Here is a 16,772-nt window from a genome sequence, read left to right as displayed (position 1 = left end):
ATACGCCTTCAGCACAAGACTAGATTTCCGCTGCATATTTAACCCTTTACATATTATTTTAAGATTAACATTCAATTGCTTAAGCCCCTTCCCTGTCCTGATTTCCGTCATCCGGTAAGGTAAATGCCTGAAGACGACGGTTTTGTTCCGCGGCTTTGTTCGCCAGATCCGCCGCCATACGGGCGGTTTCCCGTGTACCGGCCTGGGTTTGGCGGGTGACCTGCTTGATCATTTCCATGCTTTCGCGGGTCTGTTGCGAGAGTTGCCTAAGCTCGGTTGCAGCTTGAGCGACATTATGAATGAAATTCGCCAGATGTGCAGACACAGTTTGCATCTGTGACAGGGCATCACCGGCAGTTTCCGCTAACTTGGCACCGTAGATAACGTCGCCGGTACTTTGTTCCATGGCCTCCACCGCCTTGGCGGTATCCTGTTGAATATTCCGTACGAGAGACTCGATTTTTCCGGTTGCCTGGGTGACACGGTCGGCCAGTTGCTGGACTTCATCGGCAACCCCGGCAAACGCCACCCCGCCGTCGCCGGAGTTTGATGCCTTGATCGCGGCGTTCAAGGCCAGGATATTGGTCTGTTCGGCGATGTCATTAATCAATTCCACGATGTCACCGATCTCCTGTGAGGTCTCACCCAGTCGCTTGATACGGATCGAGCTTTCACGGATATCGTCGACGATGATGTGCATACCCTTGATGGTTTCCTGCACTGCCTGGCTACCGACTTCCACCGATTGCATGGTTTGCCGGGCGATCGTTACCGTATCACTGGCGCTGGTGGTAACCTGGTCGATCTTGTCGCCTATGGTGTGGATATGGATGTTAACCTGGTCGATCTGTTGTGTTTGCAGATCATTGGCGCGATTCAGTTGCAGGGCCATTAGCTGGGTGTCGTCGGCGCTGCTTTCGACCTCGGCAGCCATCAGATTGATGGTGGTGACCAGCTCACGCAGCGCCTCGATAGTAAAGTTGATGGCGTCGGCAATCGCGCCGGTAACCTCCTCACTTACCGTGGCGTGGGCACGCAAATCACCCTCGGCGACCGGCGCAATTTCATCCAGTAGTTTGAGGATGGCGTTTTGTACCCGACGATTCTTGTGTTCTTCACGGAGGAGTTGCTCCTTGGTGCCGGAATTGAGGCGCAGGATTAACATGGCGAGGAAGACCATGCTGACCATACCCATGGCGAATCCACCGAGCCGCATTGACCCCAGCTGTTGTTGCAAGGTTTGGTATTGCCCATCAATGACGCCAATGTGGGCGGCAATCGCCTCCGACTGAGAGGCCAGATCACTCTGCGCCTGTTGGATTTTAAACAGCTCCGGCGCTTTCTCCATGATACGTTGCACCAGCACCTGGATGGCTTCGTAAATCTGCAGCAGTTGGTCCAGCTCCTGTCGAATACCCGTGTCACGCACCTGCTCCAGCCCAAGCTGTTTGTTGCCTGACAACAGGCCGAGGAGAACGTCGCCATATTCCCGGGTGTCAGACTCCAGGCGCATGGCGCTCGGTTCCGCGAACTGGACACCACTCAACAGGCGGTTGATATTGGTGGCGATGCGCTGGCCCAACATCAGCTGGCGACTGGCGAGATAGATCTGGCGTTTTTGCGCGCCCTTGTTAATCAGACCCTGGGCTGCGATTTCCGAGTGTTCATTGAGGCCGGGAATCACGTCATTTACTGCGGTGACAAACTCATTCAGCAGGCGAATAGTGCCTTCGGAACGCTGAATCTGTCGCGCCTGGCCGGAAAACTCCAGCCATAAAACATACATCGCCTGCAGCGATGGCTGTACTTCCATCGGCGAGGGGGGGAGGTTGCTACTGCCTTTTTGCAGTAAATCCAGGTTTTGCTGAAAGCGATCGTGGGCATCCTGCAAAAAGGTAAATGCACTGCTCTTACCCTTGCTGGCGTCGGTGCTGGAACGCAACATTTGCAGCGTCAGCGTCTGCAATTCTTTGGTGAGGTTGGCGTAGTGGATGTAGTTGGTGGCCTGCGAAGCGGTATAGGAAAAAATCAACGCCATGATTAATACGCTCACAGACAATCCTGCCAACAAGGGCACGGGTAGTCTGGAAAACGTGGTCTGAGGCAGACGTTGCGCGTACATAGACCCCTGCTATTTATCCCTGGGTAGCCTGGACAAAATAGGGATCAGAGAAAAGTCGTTCGATATCTAGTTGCATCCACAATTGCCCTTCTATAGTCATAGTCGCGCGGCAGATGTCCTTTAAAGTAGGCGACAGCGCGATATTCCCGTTTTGGCTGGTTTCGGTTGCCGGGAATAAGCCCTGGGCGCTATCGACAATAATGCCACTACGGAAATCCCCGGTGCGTATCAATATGAGTCGGGTTCCAGGGGAGATTTCTGTAGTTTTTTCGAGCAGATAGGTTTTGAGATCAATGACGTTCAGGAGTTGGCCGCGGATGCTGGTCAAGCCTTTATGCCAGGGTTTGGCGTTCGGAATGGCGGACAGCCGGGTCTGGCGACTAAAGGACAGGATCTCTTCGATAAAACGACTTTCGATGCAGAGATTGTAGTCTCCGACATGAATAGCCAGCAGGCTTGCCTGGCGCGCCTGACCCGTGGTCGTCTGCTTCAGAAAGCGGCGGCAGCGCAAGTCTATTTCCTTTAGTAATTGCAGGGGGTTGAGGATAGGGCCAGCCATCAGGAATTCAACAGGCGCTCGATTTCGGCGATTAAGACCTGTTCCTCCACAGGTTTGACGATATAGGCCTGCGCCCCCTGGCGTTCGGCCCAGATGTGGTCGGTTTGCTGGTCTTTGGCGCTAAGCATAGCGATAGGGATATGGGCCGTTGACGCTTGGCCGCGTAGTCGGCGCGTGGCCTGAAATCCATCCATCTCCGGCATGACGATGTCCATCAGTATCAGGTCGGGAAGGTATTGTGCGGCGACAGTCAGGGCCTCGTGGCCATTCTTTGCAATGAGTACGGTGTGTCCGTGCTTTTCCAGCATGCGACTGAACACATGTATTTCCGTATTCGAATCATCAACAAGAAGAATAATGGCCATATAGGTGACCGAGGTTGTGAAAATCAGCCGCCTTTGGCGGGTGCATATTCGTGTACGGCGGTTAACAACTCTTCCTTAGAAAACGGCTTGGTGATGTAGTTGTCGGAACCGACGATACGACCGCGGGCGCGGTCAAATAGTCCGTCTTTACTGGAAAGCATAATGACGGGCGTGTCCTTGAACGCATCGTTGTTTTTGATCAGCGCACAAGTCTGATAGCCATCGAGACGCGGCATCATAATATCCATGAAAATAATGTCAGGCTGATTATCAACAACTTTGGCCAGGGCTTCGAAACCGTCGTTAGCGGTGATCACTTCGAAACCTGCCTTGGATAACAGGGTTTCTGCAGTACGGCGTATCGTCTTACTATCGTCGATCACCATGACTTTCAGTTTTTCGTTATTTGCCTCCCCGGCAGATTTATACGCTTCCACGTGTATATACCTCTATGGTGGTTTGTAATTATTTGACCGCTGACCCATCTATAGTCATTGAAAAAACACGAAGCTTCCCAAGTATACTGGATAGCCTGGTATTAATGTACTCCGCGGCCGATAAATCAACTACAATCGCGGCCACGGTAGCACGTTCGTTCAGCTAGGCCAGAGTCCCACATAGTAGCTCTTTCTGAGTTCGAGACTAACTGTGTGATAATACAACCAATTTATCGTCCAGCGAGTGAAATCCTTAAGCTATGTCACAAAACAGTCCTGTCCCCCATTTGACTACGGCATTAACCGGACCTCTCCTTGAATTGGAGACGCACCTGATTGATAAACAGGCGAAAATCGAGACCTGGTTACGCAGTGAATGGCGCAAGACGCCAGCACCTTTTTATGCCTCGGTTGACCTGAGAAACGCGGGTTTCAAGCTTGCGCCGGTAGATACCAACCTCTTTCCAGCAGGGTTTAATAATCTCAATCCATCGTTCATGCCGCTGTGTATACAGGCAGTGCAGCACGCTGTAGAAAAGGTTTGTCCCGATGCGGCCGGGGTATTGATCATCCCCGAAAGTCACACCCGCAATCAGTTTTATCTGGAAAGCCTGTCGAATCTGCGCGAGATCATCGCCAGGGCCGGTTTTACCGTCAGAGTGGGAACGCTAAATCCTGAGATTACCGAGACCACAACTTTCGAATTACCATCGGGTAATACCCTGACGCTGGAACCGATAGAGCGCAAAGGAAATCGTATCCACGCCGGAGATTTTAACCCCTGTTCGATACTGCTCAATAACGATCTTAGTGGCGGACGACCGCCCATGCTTGAAGGTCTGGAGCAAAAGGTGATACCGCCCTTGAGTCTGGGCTGGAGTAATCGCCTCAAATCAGAACACTTCGCTGAATACCGCCGCGTGGCGCGCGAGTTTGCCGACATCGTCGATCTCGATCCGTGGCTGGTCGACCCCTTGTTTCGCAAGTGTGGCGAAATCAATTTCAAGAAGCGCGAGGGCGAGGAGTGTGTCGAGAAAAATGTCGAGGCATTGCTCAATGATATACGTCGCAAGTATGAGGCCTATGGCGTGGATCGCGATCCCTTCGTCATCGTCAAGGCCGACGCCGGCACCTATGGCATGGGCATTATGACCGTGACTGATCCGGCGCAGATCTCTGAGCTTAACCGCAAGCAACGTCAGAAAATGACAACGGCCAAAGAAGGTCAGGCCATTACCAAAGTACTGGTGCAGGAAGGTGTTTACACCTTTGAAACCTGGGCCGAAGCGGTGGCCGAACCCGTGGTGTATATGATAGACCAATATGTTGTTGGCGGCTTTTATCGTGTACACACCGCCAAAGGCGTCAATGAAAATCTCAATTCACCGGGAATGCATTTCGAACCACTGGCATTTGCCGAACCTTTGAACGTACCGGATTGCTCTCAGTCTCCGGATGCGGCGCCCAATCGTTTTTATGCCTATGGTGTGGTGGCGCGCCTGGCATTATTGGCAGCGGCGCGAGAAATTGCAGGAAGCCCTCGGTGATGAACAAGCCCGTTCGTGTTGGGGTGGTGATGGACCCCATCGAAAAAATTAAGATCGCCAAAGACAGTACGTTTGCCATGATGCTGGCGGCGCAACGTCGCGGCTGGCAGTTGCTTTACATGCAACAAAATGATTTACGCTTGCGTGATGGTCGCGCCTTTGCCCGTTGGCGCGAAATCACTGTGCAGGACGACAAGGACAAGTGGTTTCAATATGGCGCTAGCGGTGACGGCCCGATCGACGAGAAAATGGACGTCATCCTGATGCGCAAAGACCCGCCCTTCGATATGGAGTATGTGTACTCGACTTACATGTTGGAAATGGCGGAGCAAAAAGGCGTGCTGGTGGTCAATAAACCCCAGAGCCTGCGCGATGCCAATGAAAAACTCTATACCGCCTGGTTTCCGCAATGTTGTGTGCCGACGCTGGTCAGCCGTTCGCGAGAAGATTTACGCGCCTTCGTCAGTGAGCAGCAGGACGTAATCGTGAAACCGCTCGGCCTGATGGGTGGTGCATCGATATTTCGTGTATCCGAACGCGATCCAAATCTCGGTGTGATACTCGAAACTATTACCCATATGGAAAGCGAATACGTGATGGCGCAGCGTTTTATTCCCGAAATCGTCAAAGGCGACAAGCGTATTCTGGTAGTGGATGGCAAACCAGTGGATTATGCTCTGGCACGAATCCCGAAATCGGGTGAAACCCGTGGCAATCTGGCGGCAGGTGGTACCGGTGTGGGTGTGCCTTTGAGTGAAAGAGATTACTGGATCGTGGAACAGGTCGCGCCAACGCTGGTGGAAAAGGGTTTGATGTTTGTTGGTCTGGATGTGATTGGTGATTACCTCACCGAGATCAATGTCACCAGTCCAACCTGCATCCGTGAACTGGATGCGCAATATCATCTCGATATCGCGGGAGATTTAATGGATGCCATTGAACGAAGGCTCGCCTGAAAAGTCGCATCACTCTCGGTGGCTGAGTCTGTTGTTCAGCATACCCTTGCTGGTCTCCTGTTCTCTGGGCAATGACGCCCGCGTTCACAGTCACCAGATCTTTGCCTTTGGCACTGTCATCGAAGTCTCCCATTACACCGATAATGAAAAACTGGCCGAACTTGCGCTCCAGAAAGTCGAAGAAGATTTCACCTATTTGCACCGCGCCTGGCATCCCTATGAAGAAGGGCCGTTGGCGCGGGTGAACAGTTTGCTGGAAACCGGGGCACCGTTTTCCGTCGCGCCATCGGTGCTTCCCCTCATTATCAAAGGCAAAGAACTGTCGTCGCGGAGTGAAGGTTATTTTAATCCCGCAATTGGCAAGCTAGTGCAGCTGTGGGGATTTGATCGCATGGAAGAGATCAAAGATATGCGGCCACCTGACAAAGCGGTATTGCAACAATGGCTGGATTCCCGTCCGACGATGGAAGGCTTCGACCTGGATCAATTGACGCTGCGTGGCAAGAATTCAGCGGTAAAATTTGATTTTGGCGGCTTTGCCAAAGGCTACGGTATTGATCGCGTGATTGAGGAATTAAGAAAGATTGGCGTCAACGATGTCATCGTCAATGCCGGCGGTGATTTGCGTGCCATTGGTTCCAAAGGCGGTAAGCCCTGGAATATCGGCATACGACATCCGCGCAATAAGGGTATTGTTGCCAGTATTGCGATTCAAGGCGACGAAAGTGTGTTTACATCTGGCGATTACGAACGCTTTTTTGAGCAAGAAGGCAAGCGTTATCACCACATACTGAATCCCTTTACCGGCATGCCAGCGACGGATTTTCAATCGGTAACGGTGGTTAATATGAATGCTGCGGTTGCAGACGCTGCGGCGACAGCGCTGTTTGTCGCAGGCATTGAACACTGGCAGCGTATTGCCAAAAACATGGGTGTCGAACAGGCGATGCTAATTGATCAACAGGGCAAGGTAATTATCACCCGGGCCTTGCGTAAACGCGTCCAGTTTTACGATGTCGCGGATGAAAACATACAGGTAATAAACGACGAGTGAAAATCGGTATTCTCGACAAGCTGATTGTGTTGATGGCGGTCGGGGCCTGTGTCGTGTCGTTTGCCTGGTTTTGGCAGGGGCGCGGTGACGGCGTGGCGCAATATGTGGAAGTGCGCAGCCCCGGTGAGGTGCGGCGCTACTCACTATTGCAGGACAGGCATATCCATGTGGAAACCCGCCATGGTTCGAGCGAAATTGTGATTGAGGATGGGCGAACACGTTTCCTTCGGTCATCGTGTAACAAGCAAGTGTGTGTACTCGCGGGTTGGCTTGAGCGAGCGGGGCAGATGGCGGTGTGTATACCTAATGGCATAAGTTTGCGCCTCGTCGGTAACCAACAATATGACGCAATTAATTTCTAGTTTCTGGTATTGAGGCTACTTGCCAGCAAGCGCCGCAAAAAAGACCCGTTAATGCTGCCGATAACCAAGCCATACCTGTCTGTTATCGCTCCGCCTACATTGACGGCCAACGTTTTTTTAGGCGAGCGATAAAGTGAAGTCGATTTTCAAAGCCGTGTTTGACGATAACGAGCCAAGATGCAACTGACATTAACACCGACAGCAGAAGATATTCGCATAGCGCGTCTGGCAGCACTGGCGATCGCCATCCATGTGCTGGAGAGTGCCTTGCCCAGCCCGCTTCCCGGCGTCAAACCCGGATTGGCGAATGTCATCACCATCGCGGTGTATTTTCTGTACGGCTTTCGTGCGGCCGTGTGGGTGAGCTTGTTACGGGTATTTGTCGGTAGCCTGCTGCTGGGGACTTTTCTGACTCCCACTTTCGCTTTAAGCCTGGCGGGAAGCATCGCAACCTTGCTGATGTTATTTCTGTTGCAGCCCTTAAAGTCGTGTGGGCTGGGGCCTTTGGGAACGGCGGTGCTGGCCGCGATGTCACATATTACGGGCCAATTCTTGCTGGCATATTGGCTGTTTATTCCCCATGCCGGTGTGTTTACTTTATACCCACCGTTGCTGTTAATGGCAGTGGTGTTTGGCGTGGTGACCGGGCTGGTTTCATTCAATCTGTTAAAACGACTGAGTAACGAGGCAAAGACATGAACAATGGCCTGTCATCCCAGGTGTTGTTTATCAATATCAGCGATCGCTTTGCGATTTCGCTGGTTATTGCCCTTGTCGTGCACGCCTTCGTGATACTTTTCATCGGATTTGGCCTGGGTGAAACGGAAAAAAGCCAATTGCCGCAGGCCCTGGAAGTTACCCTCGTAAATACCCGCACCAGTAAACCCGTAGAAAACGCGGCCTATCTGGCACAGAGTAACCAGGAAGGCGGAGGCACCAGCGAAGATCAAGTCAAGCCGGAAACGCTGTTTCCTTCCATGGCGCCGAGCGAAACCTTGAATGTTACCAATCCGTCGCCGCCGGTCTTTATTCCTCCGCCGAGCGAACCGGTTTCGCAGACAGAATTGCTCACTCAGGATACAGCAAAGAAAACCATCGCCACCGATGAAAAACTCGAAGAAAAAAAAGAGGGCAAGCGAGTTACCGCTGCTGAGCTGATCAGTCAAAGCATGGACATCGCCAGTCTTGAAGCGGAGATTTCCAATGCAGTGGAAATCTACGCCAAACGACCGCGCAATAAGGTGGTAACGGCAGGCACCAAGGAATATCAATATGCGGCCTATATGGATGCCTGGCGTCGCAAAGTGGAAAAGGTTGGCAATCTTCATTATCCCGCCGAGGCAAGACGCCGCAAGCTTAGTGGCAGCGTTACTATGGATGTCACGCTGAATGATGACGGCACTATACGTCGCGTCGAAATATTGCGTAGCTCTGGACACAAAATGCTGGACGATGCCGCATTGTCGATAGTGCACCTGGCCGCGCCTTACGCGCCATTTAGTGAAGACATTAAGAAAGAGGCCGATGTATTACATATCATTCGAACCTGGAAGTTTTTAAGTAGCGGCGTGCAGGCGCGTTAACGCTGCACAAAACGAATGATATGCACCAACAGTTTTGTACGTTATGTCTAACGTATGTGTATAATGCGCCAGACCAGATGGCGAGATCACCATTCACAAAGTGAAATTATCGATATGACTGAATCCCACTACCTGACGGGCCACTTCCTCATCGCCATGCCAGCCTTGAACGATCCCAATTTTTTTCATAGCGTTGCCTATATTTGTGAACACAATGATGAAGGCGCGATGGGGCTGGTAATAAATCGACCCATGTCTGTTTCTGTTGGCGAGGTGTTGAGTCAACTGGGTTTTGCGTGGCCAAGCCAGGAAATTGCGGATCAAATCGTGATGCAGGGTGGGCCGGTGGAAACCGAGCGCGGTTTTGTTATTCACACGCCGATTGGTGAGTGGAATGCGACCATGGAAGTGACGGAAGAAATTGGCGTATCGTCTTCGCGTGACATACTTGAGGCGATCGGTCGCGGGGAAGGCCCTGATCGTATGCTGGTTGCTTTGGGATATGCGGGTTGGGGCCCAGGACAGCTAGAAACGGAAATGGCCGCCAACACCTGGTTGAGTGTTCCGGCGCTAGCCGACATCATCTTCGACACACCACATGAAAAGCGCTGGGAAGAGGCCGCCCGTTCCGTAGGCGTGGATCTCAATCTTTTATCCAACGACGTTGGGCATGCCTGAACCCGTCATCAAAACAGTTCTCGGCTTTGATTTTGGAATGAAACGTATTGGCATTGCGGTTGGACAGACCGTGACGGCAACTGCACGCCCTCTGTGCGTGTTAAAGGCGCAGAACGGTGCGCCACGCTGGGAAGAAGTCAGTCGTGTCATCGAAGAATGGAATCCCCAGGCCTTGATCGTTGGTCGACCGCTGTCTATGGATGGCAGCCCACATGAGATAACGCAAGCTGCACAACGCTTTGGCAATCGCCTGAATGGCAGGTATCATTTACCGGTTTACCAAGTGGATGAACGCCTGAGTTCATTCGAAGCAGAAACCCTGCAACAAACAGGTGTTGGACAGGAGCATGGCGTAGATAGCGTATCCGCCGCGCTCATCCTGGAATCCTGGTTAGAGGAATATAAAAGGAACAATGACTAATCACTATGATGTGGACGCGCTCATCGATGCGCTGGCAGAAAAGGTAAAGACCTATCTTGGCGCCCAGGCCATCGACGAGCCGGTAATCATCGGCATACATACCGGGGGCGCATGGATAGCAGAGAAACTGCATCAAAAACTGGCTTGTCGTTCGCCTATGGGAACGCTGAACATTTCTTTTTATCGCGATGACTTTACTCGTATCGGTGTGCATCCCCAGGTAAAGCCCTCGCAAATCCCGCTCAATGTGGAAGGCAGGGATATCATACTGGTTGACGATGTTCTGTATACCGGGCGTACGATACGCGCGGCATTAAATGAGATTTTTGATTATGGGCGGCCGAACAGCGTGAAGCTGGCGGTGCTGGTCGACAGAGGCGGGCGCGAGTTGCCGATACAGGCGGATTTCGCCGCGACGACGGTCGAGCTTGCAGAAGGTCAACAACTCAAGCTCAGCGGAGCCGATCCTCTGGAGTTGAGTATTATTTCAGTTTAGGAAAACCGGTATGGGTTATCGCGACAATATACAACTGACGGCAGATAAGCAGCTCAAACATTTCATCAGCATCGAAGGCCTGCCACGCAAGATACTGGTCGATATACTCGACACCGCCGAAACATTTAGTAGCGTCGGCCAACAGGCGGTGAAAAAGGTGCCGATCCTGCGCGGTAAAACCATTGTAAATCTCTTTTTTGAAAACAGCACGCGCACGCGCACCACATTTGAACTGGCGGCCAAACGCCTTACCGCCGATGTGTTGAATTTTAATATCAGCGTATCCGCGACAAGCAAAGGCGAGTCGCTACTCGATACCTTACGCAATCTCGAAGCCATGCAGTGCGATATGTTTGTAGTGCGACATGCGCAAAGTGGCGCGGCGCATTTTATTGCGCGTCATGCACCTGAACATATCAGCGTAATTAACGCCGGTGATGGACATCACGCGCACCCTACGCAGGCGATGCTCGATATGTTTACCTTGCGCCGTCACTTCGGCGAATTTGCGCGCCTCAAAGTGGCCATCGTCGGCGATATTTTGCATTCACGCGTAGCGCGTTCGCAAATACATGCGCTGACCACGCTCGGTGTCGACGAAGTTCGCGTTATTGCACCAAAGACATTGATTCCTGCGGGTATCGAAGACATGGGCGTGCATGTCTATCACAATGTTTGTCGCGGGCTTGAGGGTGTGGATGCCATCATCATGTTGCGCTTGCAGAAAGAACGTATGCAAGGCGCGTTTATCCCGAGTGAAAAAGAATTTTTTCAACAATATGGTTTGACCAATGAACGATTGCAATGCGCCAAACCGGAAGCCATCGTCATGCATCCCGGGCCGATAAATCGCGGAGTTGAGATTGCCTCCGAGGTCGCTGACGGAGAACGATCCGTTATCCTCGAACAGGTGACTAACGGAATTGCCGTACGCATGGCAGTGATGTCGATGTGCATGGGAAGTTACAGCGCAACACGGGAGGGTTCGTGAGTAAGATTCGTATCAGCGCTGGCCGGGTAATTGATCCGGCAAACAAGGTGGATAAGCAGGCGGATGTTTTTATCGCCGATGGAAAAATTCTTGCGATAGGTAATGCACCCGAAGGTTTTCATGCAGACGAAACTGTTGATGCGAAGGGAAAAATTGTTTGCCCCGGTCTGGTGGATTTAGCCGTCGCCTTGCGCGAACCCGGATACGAATACAAAGCGACTATCGAAAGCGAAACTTTCGCTGCCGCACGCAGTGGAGTGACCACATTGTGTTGTCCTCCGGATACCAATCCGGTTATCGACACACCTTCGGTTGTCGAATCCATTACTCAGCGTGCGCGTCAGGCTGGTTATGCGCGAGTGTTTTGTCTTGGCGCCCTGAGTAAAAATCTGGAAGGTGCGCAAATCAGTGAAATGGCCGCGATAAAAGAGGCGGGATGCGTGGGCGTGAGCAATGCCAATCGCACAATCAAAAATACGCTGGTAATGCGGCGTGCACTGGAATATGCGAGCAGTCACGATATTACCGTATTTATACAGCCCTCTGATCCCTGGTTGACAGGAAATGGATTTGCACATGAAGGGCCGGTGGCGACGCGTTTGGGTTTGATTGGAATTCCTGAAATTGCTGAAACTATCGCTGTTTCGCGTGATCTTGCATTAGTTGAATTGACAGGCGCGCGTGTGCACTTCTGTCGACTTTCATCGGCAAATGCCGTACGCATGGTTGCACGCGCGACATTCGATGGTTTGCCAGTGACTGCCGATGTTGCCGCACATCAATTGCATTTACTCGATATTGATGTTGGCGGATTCGACAGCAATTATCATGTTATGCCACCGCTACGCAGTGCGCGTGATCGTGATGGTTTGCGTAAAGGATTAGCCGATGGCGTCTTGTCTGCCGTGTGTTCAGATCATCAACCACATGACTTTGATAGTAAAACCGGGCCACTGGCGGAAACTGCTGCGGGAATTTCGTCGATTGAAACGCTATTGCCATTGATGCTGAAACTGGTGGACGAAAAAGTATTGACGCTATCGGAAGCAATCGCCTTTGTTACGCACAAGCCTGCGGGTGTTATCGGTGTTGATGTAGGCACCTTGGGTATTGGCAAAGCCGCCGATGTTTGTGTATTTGATGCGGATGCCTACTGGATGTTAACGGCGAATAGCATGTTAAGCGAAGGCAAGAACTCGCCATTTGTGGGTCGCGAATTATTGGGACAGGTTGATTTAACGATATTGAACGGCAATATTGTTTATCGTCGCGAAGCATGAAGCGCTATTTAAAATAGATACACTTATTATTCATTTTCATTTCACGCTTGTGTCAAATAACACAGTCTAAGTTACTGCATTTCAGACTAAAAACTGTTTCAGTTCAGCAAGATTTCATTGACCTCCATCACTATGGCCCCACGCATGGACAGTATTGGATCGGGAAAATATTGTCTGGTTCGAATAATTTATAAGTATGTGGGTTGTGGAGGGGAATCATGCGGAGTAACAGATCTGCTCTGGCGTGTGTGCTGACTTTCTTGTTGGCGTTCAGCTTGTTCAGTGGTTGCGGAGAAGTTGTCGCACCAGGAAATTCAAACCAGAAAGAAAGCGAAAACAACTCGCTGGAAAGTCGCGCAAAAATACGGGCACGCACTATTGAGTCGTGGACGATTCCCGAGTTAATTGGAACTGCTTCTTTGCAAAATGCCGCCACTGGCTTTTTTCACGGACCGATGGTTTCCACCAGTGCGAATGGCAGCACCTTCGTACGCTGGCGCACACATACCGATCTCAATCCCTTCACCGGACAATACATGGGCGGTGTTACCGCCGTGCTAACCAAGGGTAGTTTTGGTGCATGGCAACCGGAGTCACCCGTCCCTCCACTGCAACAGTCTTTTTCCACGCTGCCTGATATCGTAACAGACAATGTTTCCGGACAGGCTTACGCCGTCTGGGTTCAGAATCAAAGTATTTATGCCAGCGTTTATTCCGCAGTCACACGCTGGAGCCAACCTGTTTTGCTGGGACAAGGCAAACAGGCCTGGATAGTCAGAAACGCCCAGGGTGGCGCAGCCGCCATGTGGGTGAGAGAGACTGGAATCAATCAATTTGTGATCGAGGCGAAACGATATCAGACATCGAATATCTGGTCTCAGGTGTTCACCTTGACGCGCAACGGTAGTTTCGTGAGTTCCACGCGTCCGCAAATGGATGCCAGTGGCCAGATACTCCTTGCATGGCAGGAAGAAATCAGCGCATCACGCGGTATTTATAGCGCGACGCTTTCCTCGTTTGGCTGGAGTAACGTGATTGTTGCGCGTCCACCTATGCCATTGGGTTCAGAGCTCATTGCCGGTTTGGAGTTGGTCACTTCAGGTCAGCCGGGCATGGCGCAAATGGTTGTGCATGTGACAGACGCGATCAGTGGTGATGGTTTGTTCGCTTATGATTTTCAACAAAGCTTCTGGTCTACCGGACAGAACATTGATGACAATCTGTTCAATAACGATCGTACCCAATTAGAACCCTTCGCGCTTGCAAGCAATGCGCGTGGTGATGCGGTAGTCGCGTGGGTGGAAGAACAACGTGACAATATCAACACCTATTCTCTTATTTATGTCAGCCGTTATATCCCGATGCAGGGATGGACGCCACCGGAAGCGGTTAGCGCACCGGTTTTTCGTGGTCCCATCGGTACCGCGCCTGGAAATCAGATACCTACTTATTTAAACAGTCTTGATGCTGTGGTGGATAGCGTCGGCGAGATGACACTTGCCTGGGTAGAGAACTCGCCGCAGACCAGCGAATTGTTTACGGCGCACTTTATGGCTAACACCGGTTGGAATGTTCCGGAACTGGTAACCACTTATCCCGGTCCTGTTGTTGTAGCGGAAGAGCCCGATCTTGCTCTGCGCGGCAACTCGCCGGTCATCACCTGGAGAAAAGCCAACCGAACTGCGCAGGCTGTGTTATACGAAATGTTTTTCGCGGGCAAACTCGGTGGGCCAGGTTCGATTATTACACCGTCGCCTATCAATCCAACACAGCCAAAACCACCTGGACATATCGCATCGACAAATCAATGCAACGCCTGTCATTTTCAAACCGGTTCTGTGATTGTCGATCACACGCAAGTCATCGGTCCGTGTGAGTCCTGTCACTTCAAGAGCGTCAGTCATTTGCCGACCACGAGTTTCTGCGCCAGCTGTCACATGACGACGGCGTGGGTGCCAGCGATCAAGGTCGATCACGCACAAGTCGTCGGTACCTGTGAGAGCTGTCATAACGGTGTGTTGGCAACAGGTAAGAGCGCCTTCCATATTCCGTCATCGAACCAGTGCGCGCAGTGTCATAGCACGTTGAACTGGTTTACGACAACCACGCAACCGGGCACACCTGTGGGAGTGATTACGCCAACCACGCCTCGTCCGGCCAATCATATTCCGGCGACCAACCAATGCTTTAGTTGCCACATTGGTGGTTCGCCTACAGTACAAGTCGTGGATCACTCGCAAGTTATCGGTAGCTGTAGCAGCTGTCACAACAACTTTGTGGCGATGGGTAAATCCATCGCGCATTTACAAACCACGGATGTATGCGAAGCCTGTCACTCCACAACAATGTGGATACCCGCGATCATGTTTGATCACAACCAGGCATTGGGTTCATGTTTCCAGTGTCACAACGGTGTAACGTCTACAGGAAAGAGTCCGAATCATATTGCTTCATCCAATCAATGCGAACAGTGCCACACGGTACAGGCATGGTTTCCAGCGATAGGTGGCACGCCGATCAACTCGGGGCCGACGGGTAACTGGTCGATGCCGGTCAGTGTGTGGTCGAGCACCACAGTTAACAGCAGCAATGATTATGTTCACGGGCCACAACTAAAGGTGACCGATAACAATCTCTATTTGTCGCTGGTGAAGCATTCGCAATTTAACGGATTTACCGGGCGCTACGAGCTGGGCGAAAACCATGTCTATTATTCTTCTGAAGGCACGGCCTGGCGTGAAAAACTGCCCGCGCCACGCGCAGAAATGTTGAATGCGAGCATGGTGCAGATTCAGGTATCGCAGTTGACCGGAAACACCTATGCCTTGTGGAGCAAGCAGGGCGAGCTGTTCTTCAGTGAAGGCACGAATCAAGGTACATGGACGGCGCCAACGCGTGTAGGCGCGGTCGACGGTCAATACTATCTGTTGTTGAATAATGAAGTGCTTACTGCGGTTTGGCGCAGACCGTCTGGACCAAATCAGATCAATCTCAATGCGCGAGTCTATCGTAGCGGTACCATCTGGGGTGAAACCCGTACCCTCGAAGTCAGCGACTCGGCACAGTTCAGTCGACCCGTAGTCGATGCTCAGGGCCGCGTTTTTATCGCGCGCCAGGAGTTGTTAAATAACAGTTCGGGCGGTATGACTCTGTATGTTTATGTTAACGATTTCACTCAGGCGACTGGATGGAGTCAGGACAAAGCATTACCACAGTTACCGGTCCAGGTTACGGTACCGATTTCACTGGATATCGCTGCCACTGGTCAGGGACAGGTGTTTGCAATCGCGGGTATCAATGGTGTAGTCGGGTTTAATGACAGCGGGCTCTATGCCTATGCGCCAAACAATCCGTTTGGCTGGCAAAACCTGATTTCTCTGCCAAACACATTGTCTGGCAAGCCGAAGATCGTTTCCAACGTGCAGGGCGAAGCAATGGCTGTGTGGGTGCAGGGGCAAAGCCAGGGATTGAGTGGTCCGCGTTATAACGTGTATTCCAGTCGCTTCAGTCCGATGCTGGGGAACTGGGAGCCTGCTGCTCGCTTGGGTAATCTCAATGAAAATTACGAGTCTGATCCCACATTGTTAATGCGCCCTAACGGTGAGGCAATCGCTGCATGGGTAAGTGATGTAACAGGCCAAAGCGTTCTTTACACCAAACACTACACGCCACAAATAGGCTGGGCTTCTGCGCCTCAGCCTGTGGTAGTCAATCAACTGAATGTGAATGGATACACCGTTGCGCCGGATATAGCGGTCACGCCCATGGGCGCAACCTATATTGCCTGGAAGCAAATGTTAGTCGATCAAGCCAATACCCAGTACAGCATCTGGGTCAGCAATTCGGCGACATTGCCTTTCTAGATTAACGATATCCAGGGGTTGAAAACTTTTCTGCCGGGCGTCGCATCATGCGACGCTT

At 51.7% G+C, this 16,772-nt stretch carries 16 protein-coding genes; 12 read left to right on the top strand and 4 right to left on the bottom strand.

Annotated elements, in window-relative coordinates; genetic code table 11:
* Positions 1-79 precede the first annotated feature (79 nt).
* Genes OEZ43_00170 through pilG form a run of 4 tightly spaced genes read right to left on the bottom strand, consistent with a single transcriptional unit; the run spans position 80 to position 3,432 of the window.
* Positions 80-2,122, bottom strand: a complete 2,043-nt coding sequence (locus OEZ43_00170; protein ID MDH5543971.1) for a methyl-accepting chemotaxis protein — start codon at positions 2,120-2,122, stop codon at positions 80-82.
* A gap of 13 nt (positions 2,123-2,135) precedes the next feature.
* Positions 2,136-2,681: a chemotaxis protein CheW gene (locus OEZ43_00165; GenBank protein ID MDH5543970.1), complete on the bottom strand. Its 546-nt coding sequence runs from the start codon at positions 2,679-2,681 to the stop codon at positions 2,136-2,138.
* Positions 2,681-3,046 carry a response regulator gene (locus OEZ43_00160; GenBank protein MDH5543969.1) on the bottom strand — a complete coding sequence of 122 codons (366 nt, stop codon included), beginning with the start codon at positions 3,044-3,046 and terminating at the stop codon, positions 2,681-2,683. Before OEZ43_00160 ends, OEZ43_00165 begins: the two co-directional genes overlap by 1 nt.
* Positions 3,047-3,069: 23 nt before the next feature.
* Entirely contained in the window at positions 3,070-3,432 is a 363-nt protein-coding gene (gene pilG, locus OEZ43_00155) for a twitching motility response regulator PilG (protein MDH5543968.1), read from the bottom strand.
* A 311-nt stretch (positions 3,433-3,743) separates the two neighbouring features.
* Here pilG and gshA point away from each other — a divergent pair, with 311 nt between their 5' ends.
* The 12 genes from gshA to OEZ43_00095 all read left to right on the top strand — a co-directional run bounded on the left by gshA (position 3,744) and on the right by OEZ43_00095 (position 16,714).
* Complete coding sequence (gene gshA / locus OEZ43_00150; GenBank protein MDH5543967.1) at positions 3,744-5,030, top strand: glutamate--cysteine ligase; 1,287 nt, start codon at positions 3,744-3,746, stop codon at positions 5,028-5,030.
* The gene (gene gshB / locus OEZ43_00145; protein MDH5543966.1) at positions 5,030-5,986 is read left to right on the top strand and encodes a glutathione synthase; all 957 of its coding nucleotides are present in this window, start codon (positions 5,030-5,032) and stop codon (positions 5,984-5,986) included. The genes gshA and gshB overlap by 1 nt, the downstream gene beginning before the upstream one ends.
* Positions 5,961-7,040 (top strand): FAD:protein FMN transferase, encoded by a 1,080-nt coding sequence (locus OEZ43_00140; GenBank protein ID MDH5543965.1) that lies wholly within the window; start codon positions 5,961-5,963, stop codon positions 7,038-7,040. Before gshB ends, OEZ43_00140 begins: the two co-directional genes overlap by 26 nt.
* Positions 7,037-7,402 (top strand): NusG domain II-containing protein, encoded by a 366-nt coding sequence (locus OEZ43_00135; GenBank protein MDH5543964.1) that lies wholly within the window; start codon positions 7,037-7,039, stop codon positions 7,400-7,402. Before OEZ43_00140 ends, OEZ43_00135 begins: the two co-directional genes overlap by 4 nt.
* A gap of 177 nt (positions 7,403-7,579) precedes the next feature.
* Complete coding sequence (locus OEZ43_00130; GenBank protein ID MDH5543963.1) at positions 7,580-8,101, top strand: Gx transporter family protein; 522 nt, start codon at positions 7,580-7,582, stop codon at positions 8,099-8,101.
* Complete coding sequence (locus tag OEZ43_00125; protein MDH5543962.1) at positions 8,098-8,985, top strand: energy transducer TonB; 888 nt, start codon at positions 8,098-8,100, stop codon at positions 8,983-8,985. Before OEZ43_00130 ends, OEZ43_00125 begins: the two co-directional genes overlap by 4 nt.
* Before the next feature lie 114 nt (positions 8,986-9,099).
* Entirely contained in the window at positions 9,100-9,663 is a 564-nt protein-coding gene (locus OEZ43_00120; protein ID MDH5543961.1) for a YqgE/AlgH family protein, read from the top strand.
* A complete protein-coding gene (gene ruvX, locus OEZ43_00115; protein ID MDH5543960.1) occupies positions 9,656-10,084 on the top strand; it encodes a Holliday junction resolvase RuvX in 429 nt (142 codons plus the stop codon). Before OEZ43_00120 ends, ruvX begins: the two co-directional genes overlap by 8 nt.
* Positions 10,077-10,580, top strand: a complete 504-nt coding sequence (gene pyrR, locus OEZ43_00110) for a bifunctional pyr operon transcriptional regulator/uracil phosphoribosyltransferase PyrR (protein MDH5543959.1) — start codon at positions 10,077-10,079, stop codon at positions 10,578-10,580. Before ruvX ends, pyrR begins: the two co-directional genes overlap by 8 nt.
* Positions 10,581-10,590: 10 nt before the next feature.
* Positions 10,591-11,571 (top strand): aspartate carbamoyltransferase catalytic subunit, encoded by a 981-nt coding sequence (locus OEZ43_00105; GenBank protein MDH5543958.1) that lies wholly within the window; start codon positions 10,591-10,593, stop codon positions 11,569-11,571.
* Complete coding sequence (locus OEZ43_00100) at positions 11,568-12,851, top strand: dihydroorotase (protein MDH5543957.1); 1,284 nt, start codon at positions 11,568-11,570, stop codon at positions 12,849-12,851. The genes OEZ43_00105 and OEZ43_00100 overlap by 4 nt, the downstream gene beginning before the upstream one ends.
* A 218-nt stretch (positions 12,852-13,069) precedes the next feature.
* Positions 13,070-16,714 (top strand): hypothetical protein, encoded by a 3,645-nt coding sequence (locus tag OEZ43_00095; protein ID MDH5543956.1) that lies wholly within the window; start codon positions 13,070-13,072, stop codon positions 16,712-16,714.
* Positions 16,715-16,772: the final 58 nt, after the last annotated feature.

The organism is Gammaproteobacteria bacterium, assembly GCA_029881255.1.
Lineage (GTDB): Bacteria > Pseudomonadota > Gammaproteobacteria > S012-40 > S012-40 > JAOUMY01.
The sequence above is the reverse complement of the archived record's forward strand: the minus strand, read 5'-3'. Positions and strand labels throughout refer to the sequence as shown.

Bases quoted from the DNA above. Each gene is read 5' to 3' on its own strand.
- ruvX (MDH5543960.1), top strand. From the start codon at position 9,656: ATGCCTGAACCCGTCATCAAAACAGTTCTCGGCTTTGATTTTGGAATG.
- OEZ43_00095 (MDH5543956.1), top strand. From the start codon at position 13,070: ATGCGGAGTAACAGATCTGCTCTGGCGTGTGTGCTGACTTTCTTGTTG.
- OEZ43_00170 (MDH5543971.1), bottom strand. From the start codon at position 2,122: ATGTACGCGCAACGTCTGCCTCAGACCACGTTTTCCAGACTACCCGTG.
- gshA (MDH5543967.1), top strand. From the start codon at position 3,744: ATGTCACAAAACAGTCCTGTCCCCCATTTGACTACGGCATTAACCGGA.
- pilG (MDH5543968.1), bottom strand. From the start codon at position 3,432: ATGGTGATCGACGATAGTAAGACGATACGCCGTACTGCAGAAACCCTG.
- pyrR (MDH5543959.1), top strand. From the start codon at position 10,077: ATGACTAATCACTATGATGTGGACGCGCTCATCGATGCGCTGGCAGAA.
- OEZ43_00105 (MDH5543958.1), top strand. From the start codon at position 10,591: ATGGGTTATCGCGACAATATACAACTGACGGCAGATAAGCAGCTCAAA.
- OEZ43_00130 (MDH5543963.1), top strand. From the start codon at position 7,580: ATGCAACTGACATTAACACCGACAGCAGAAGATATTCGCATAGCGCGT.
- OEZ43_00125 (MDH5543962.1), top strand. From the start codon at position 8,098: ATGAACAATGGCCTGTCATCCCAGGTGTTGTTTATCAATATCAGCGAT.
- gshB (MDH5543966.1), top strand. From the start codon at position 5,030: ATGAACAAGCCCGTTCGTGTTGGGGTGGTGATGGACCCCATCGAAAAA.
- OEZ43_00120 (MDH5543961.1), top strand. From the start codon at position 9,100: ATGACTGAATCCCACTACCTGACGGGCCACTTCCTCATCGCCATGCCA.
- OEZ43_00140 (MDH5543965.1), top strand. From the start codon at position 5,961: ATGCCATTGAACGAAGGCTCGCCTGAAAAGTCGCATCACTCTCGGTGG.
- OEZ43_00165 (MDH5543970.1), bottom strand. From the start codon at position 2,681: ATGGCTGGCCCTATCCTCAACCCCCTGCAATTACTAAAGGAAATAGAC.
- OEZ43_00160 (MDH5543969.1), bottom strand. From the start codon at position 3,046: ATGGCCATTATTCTTCTTGTTGATGATTCGAATACGGAAATACATGTG.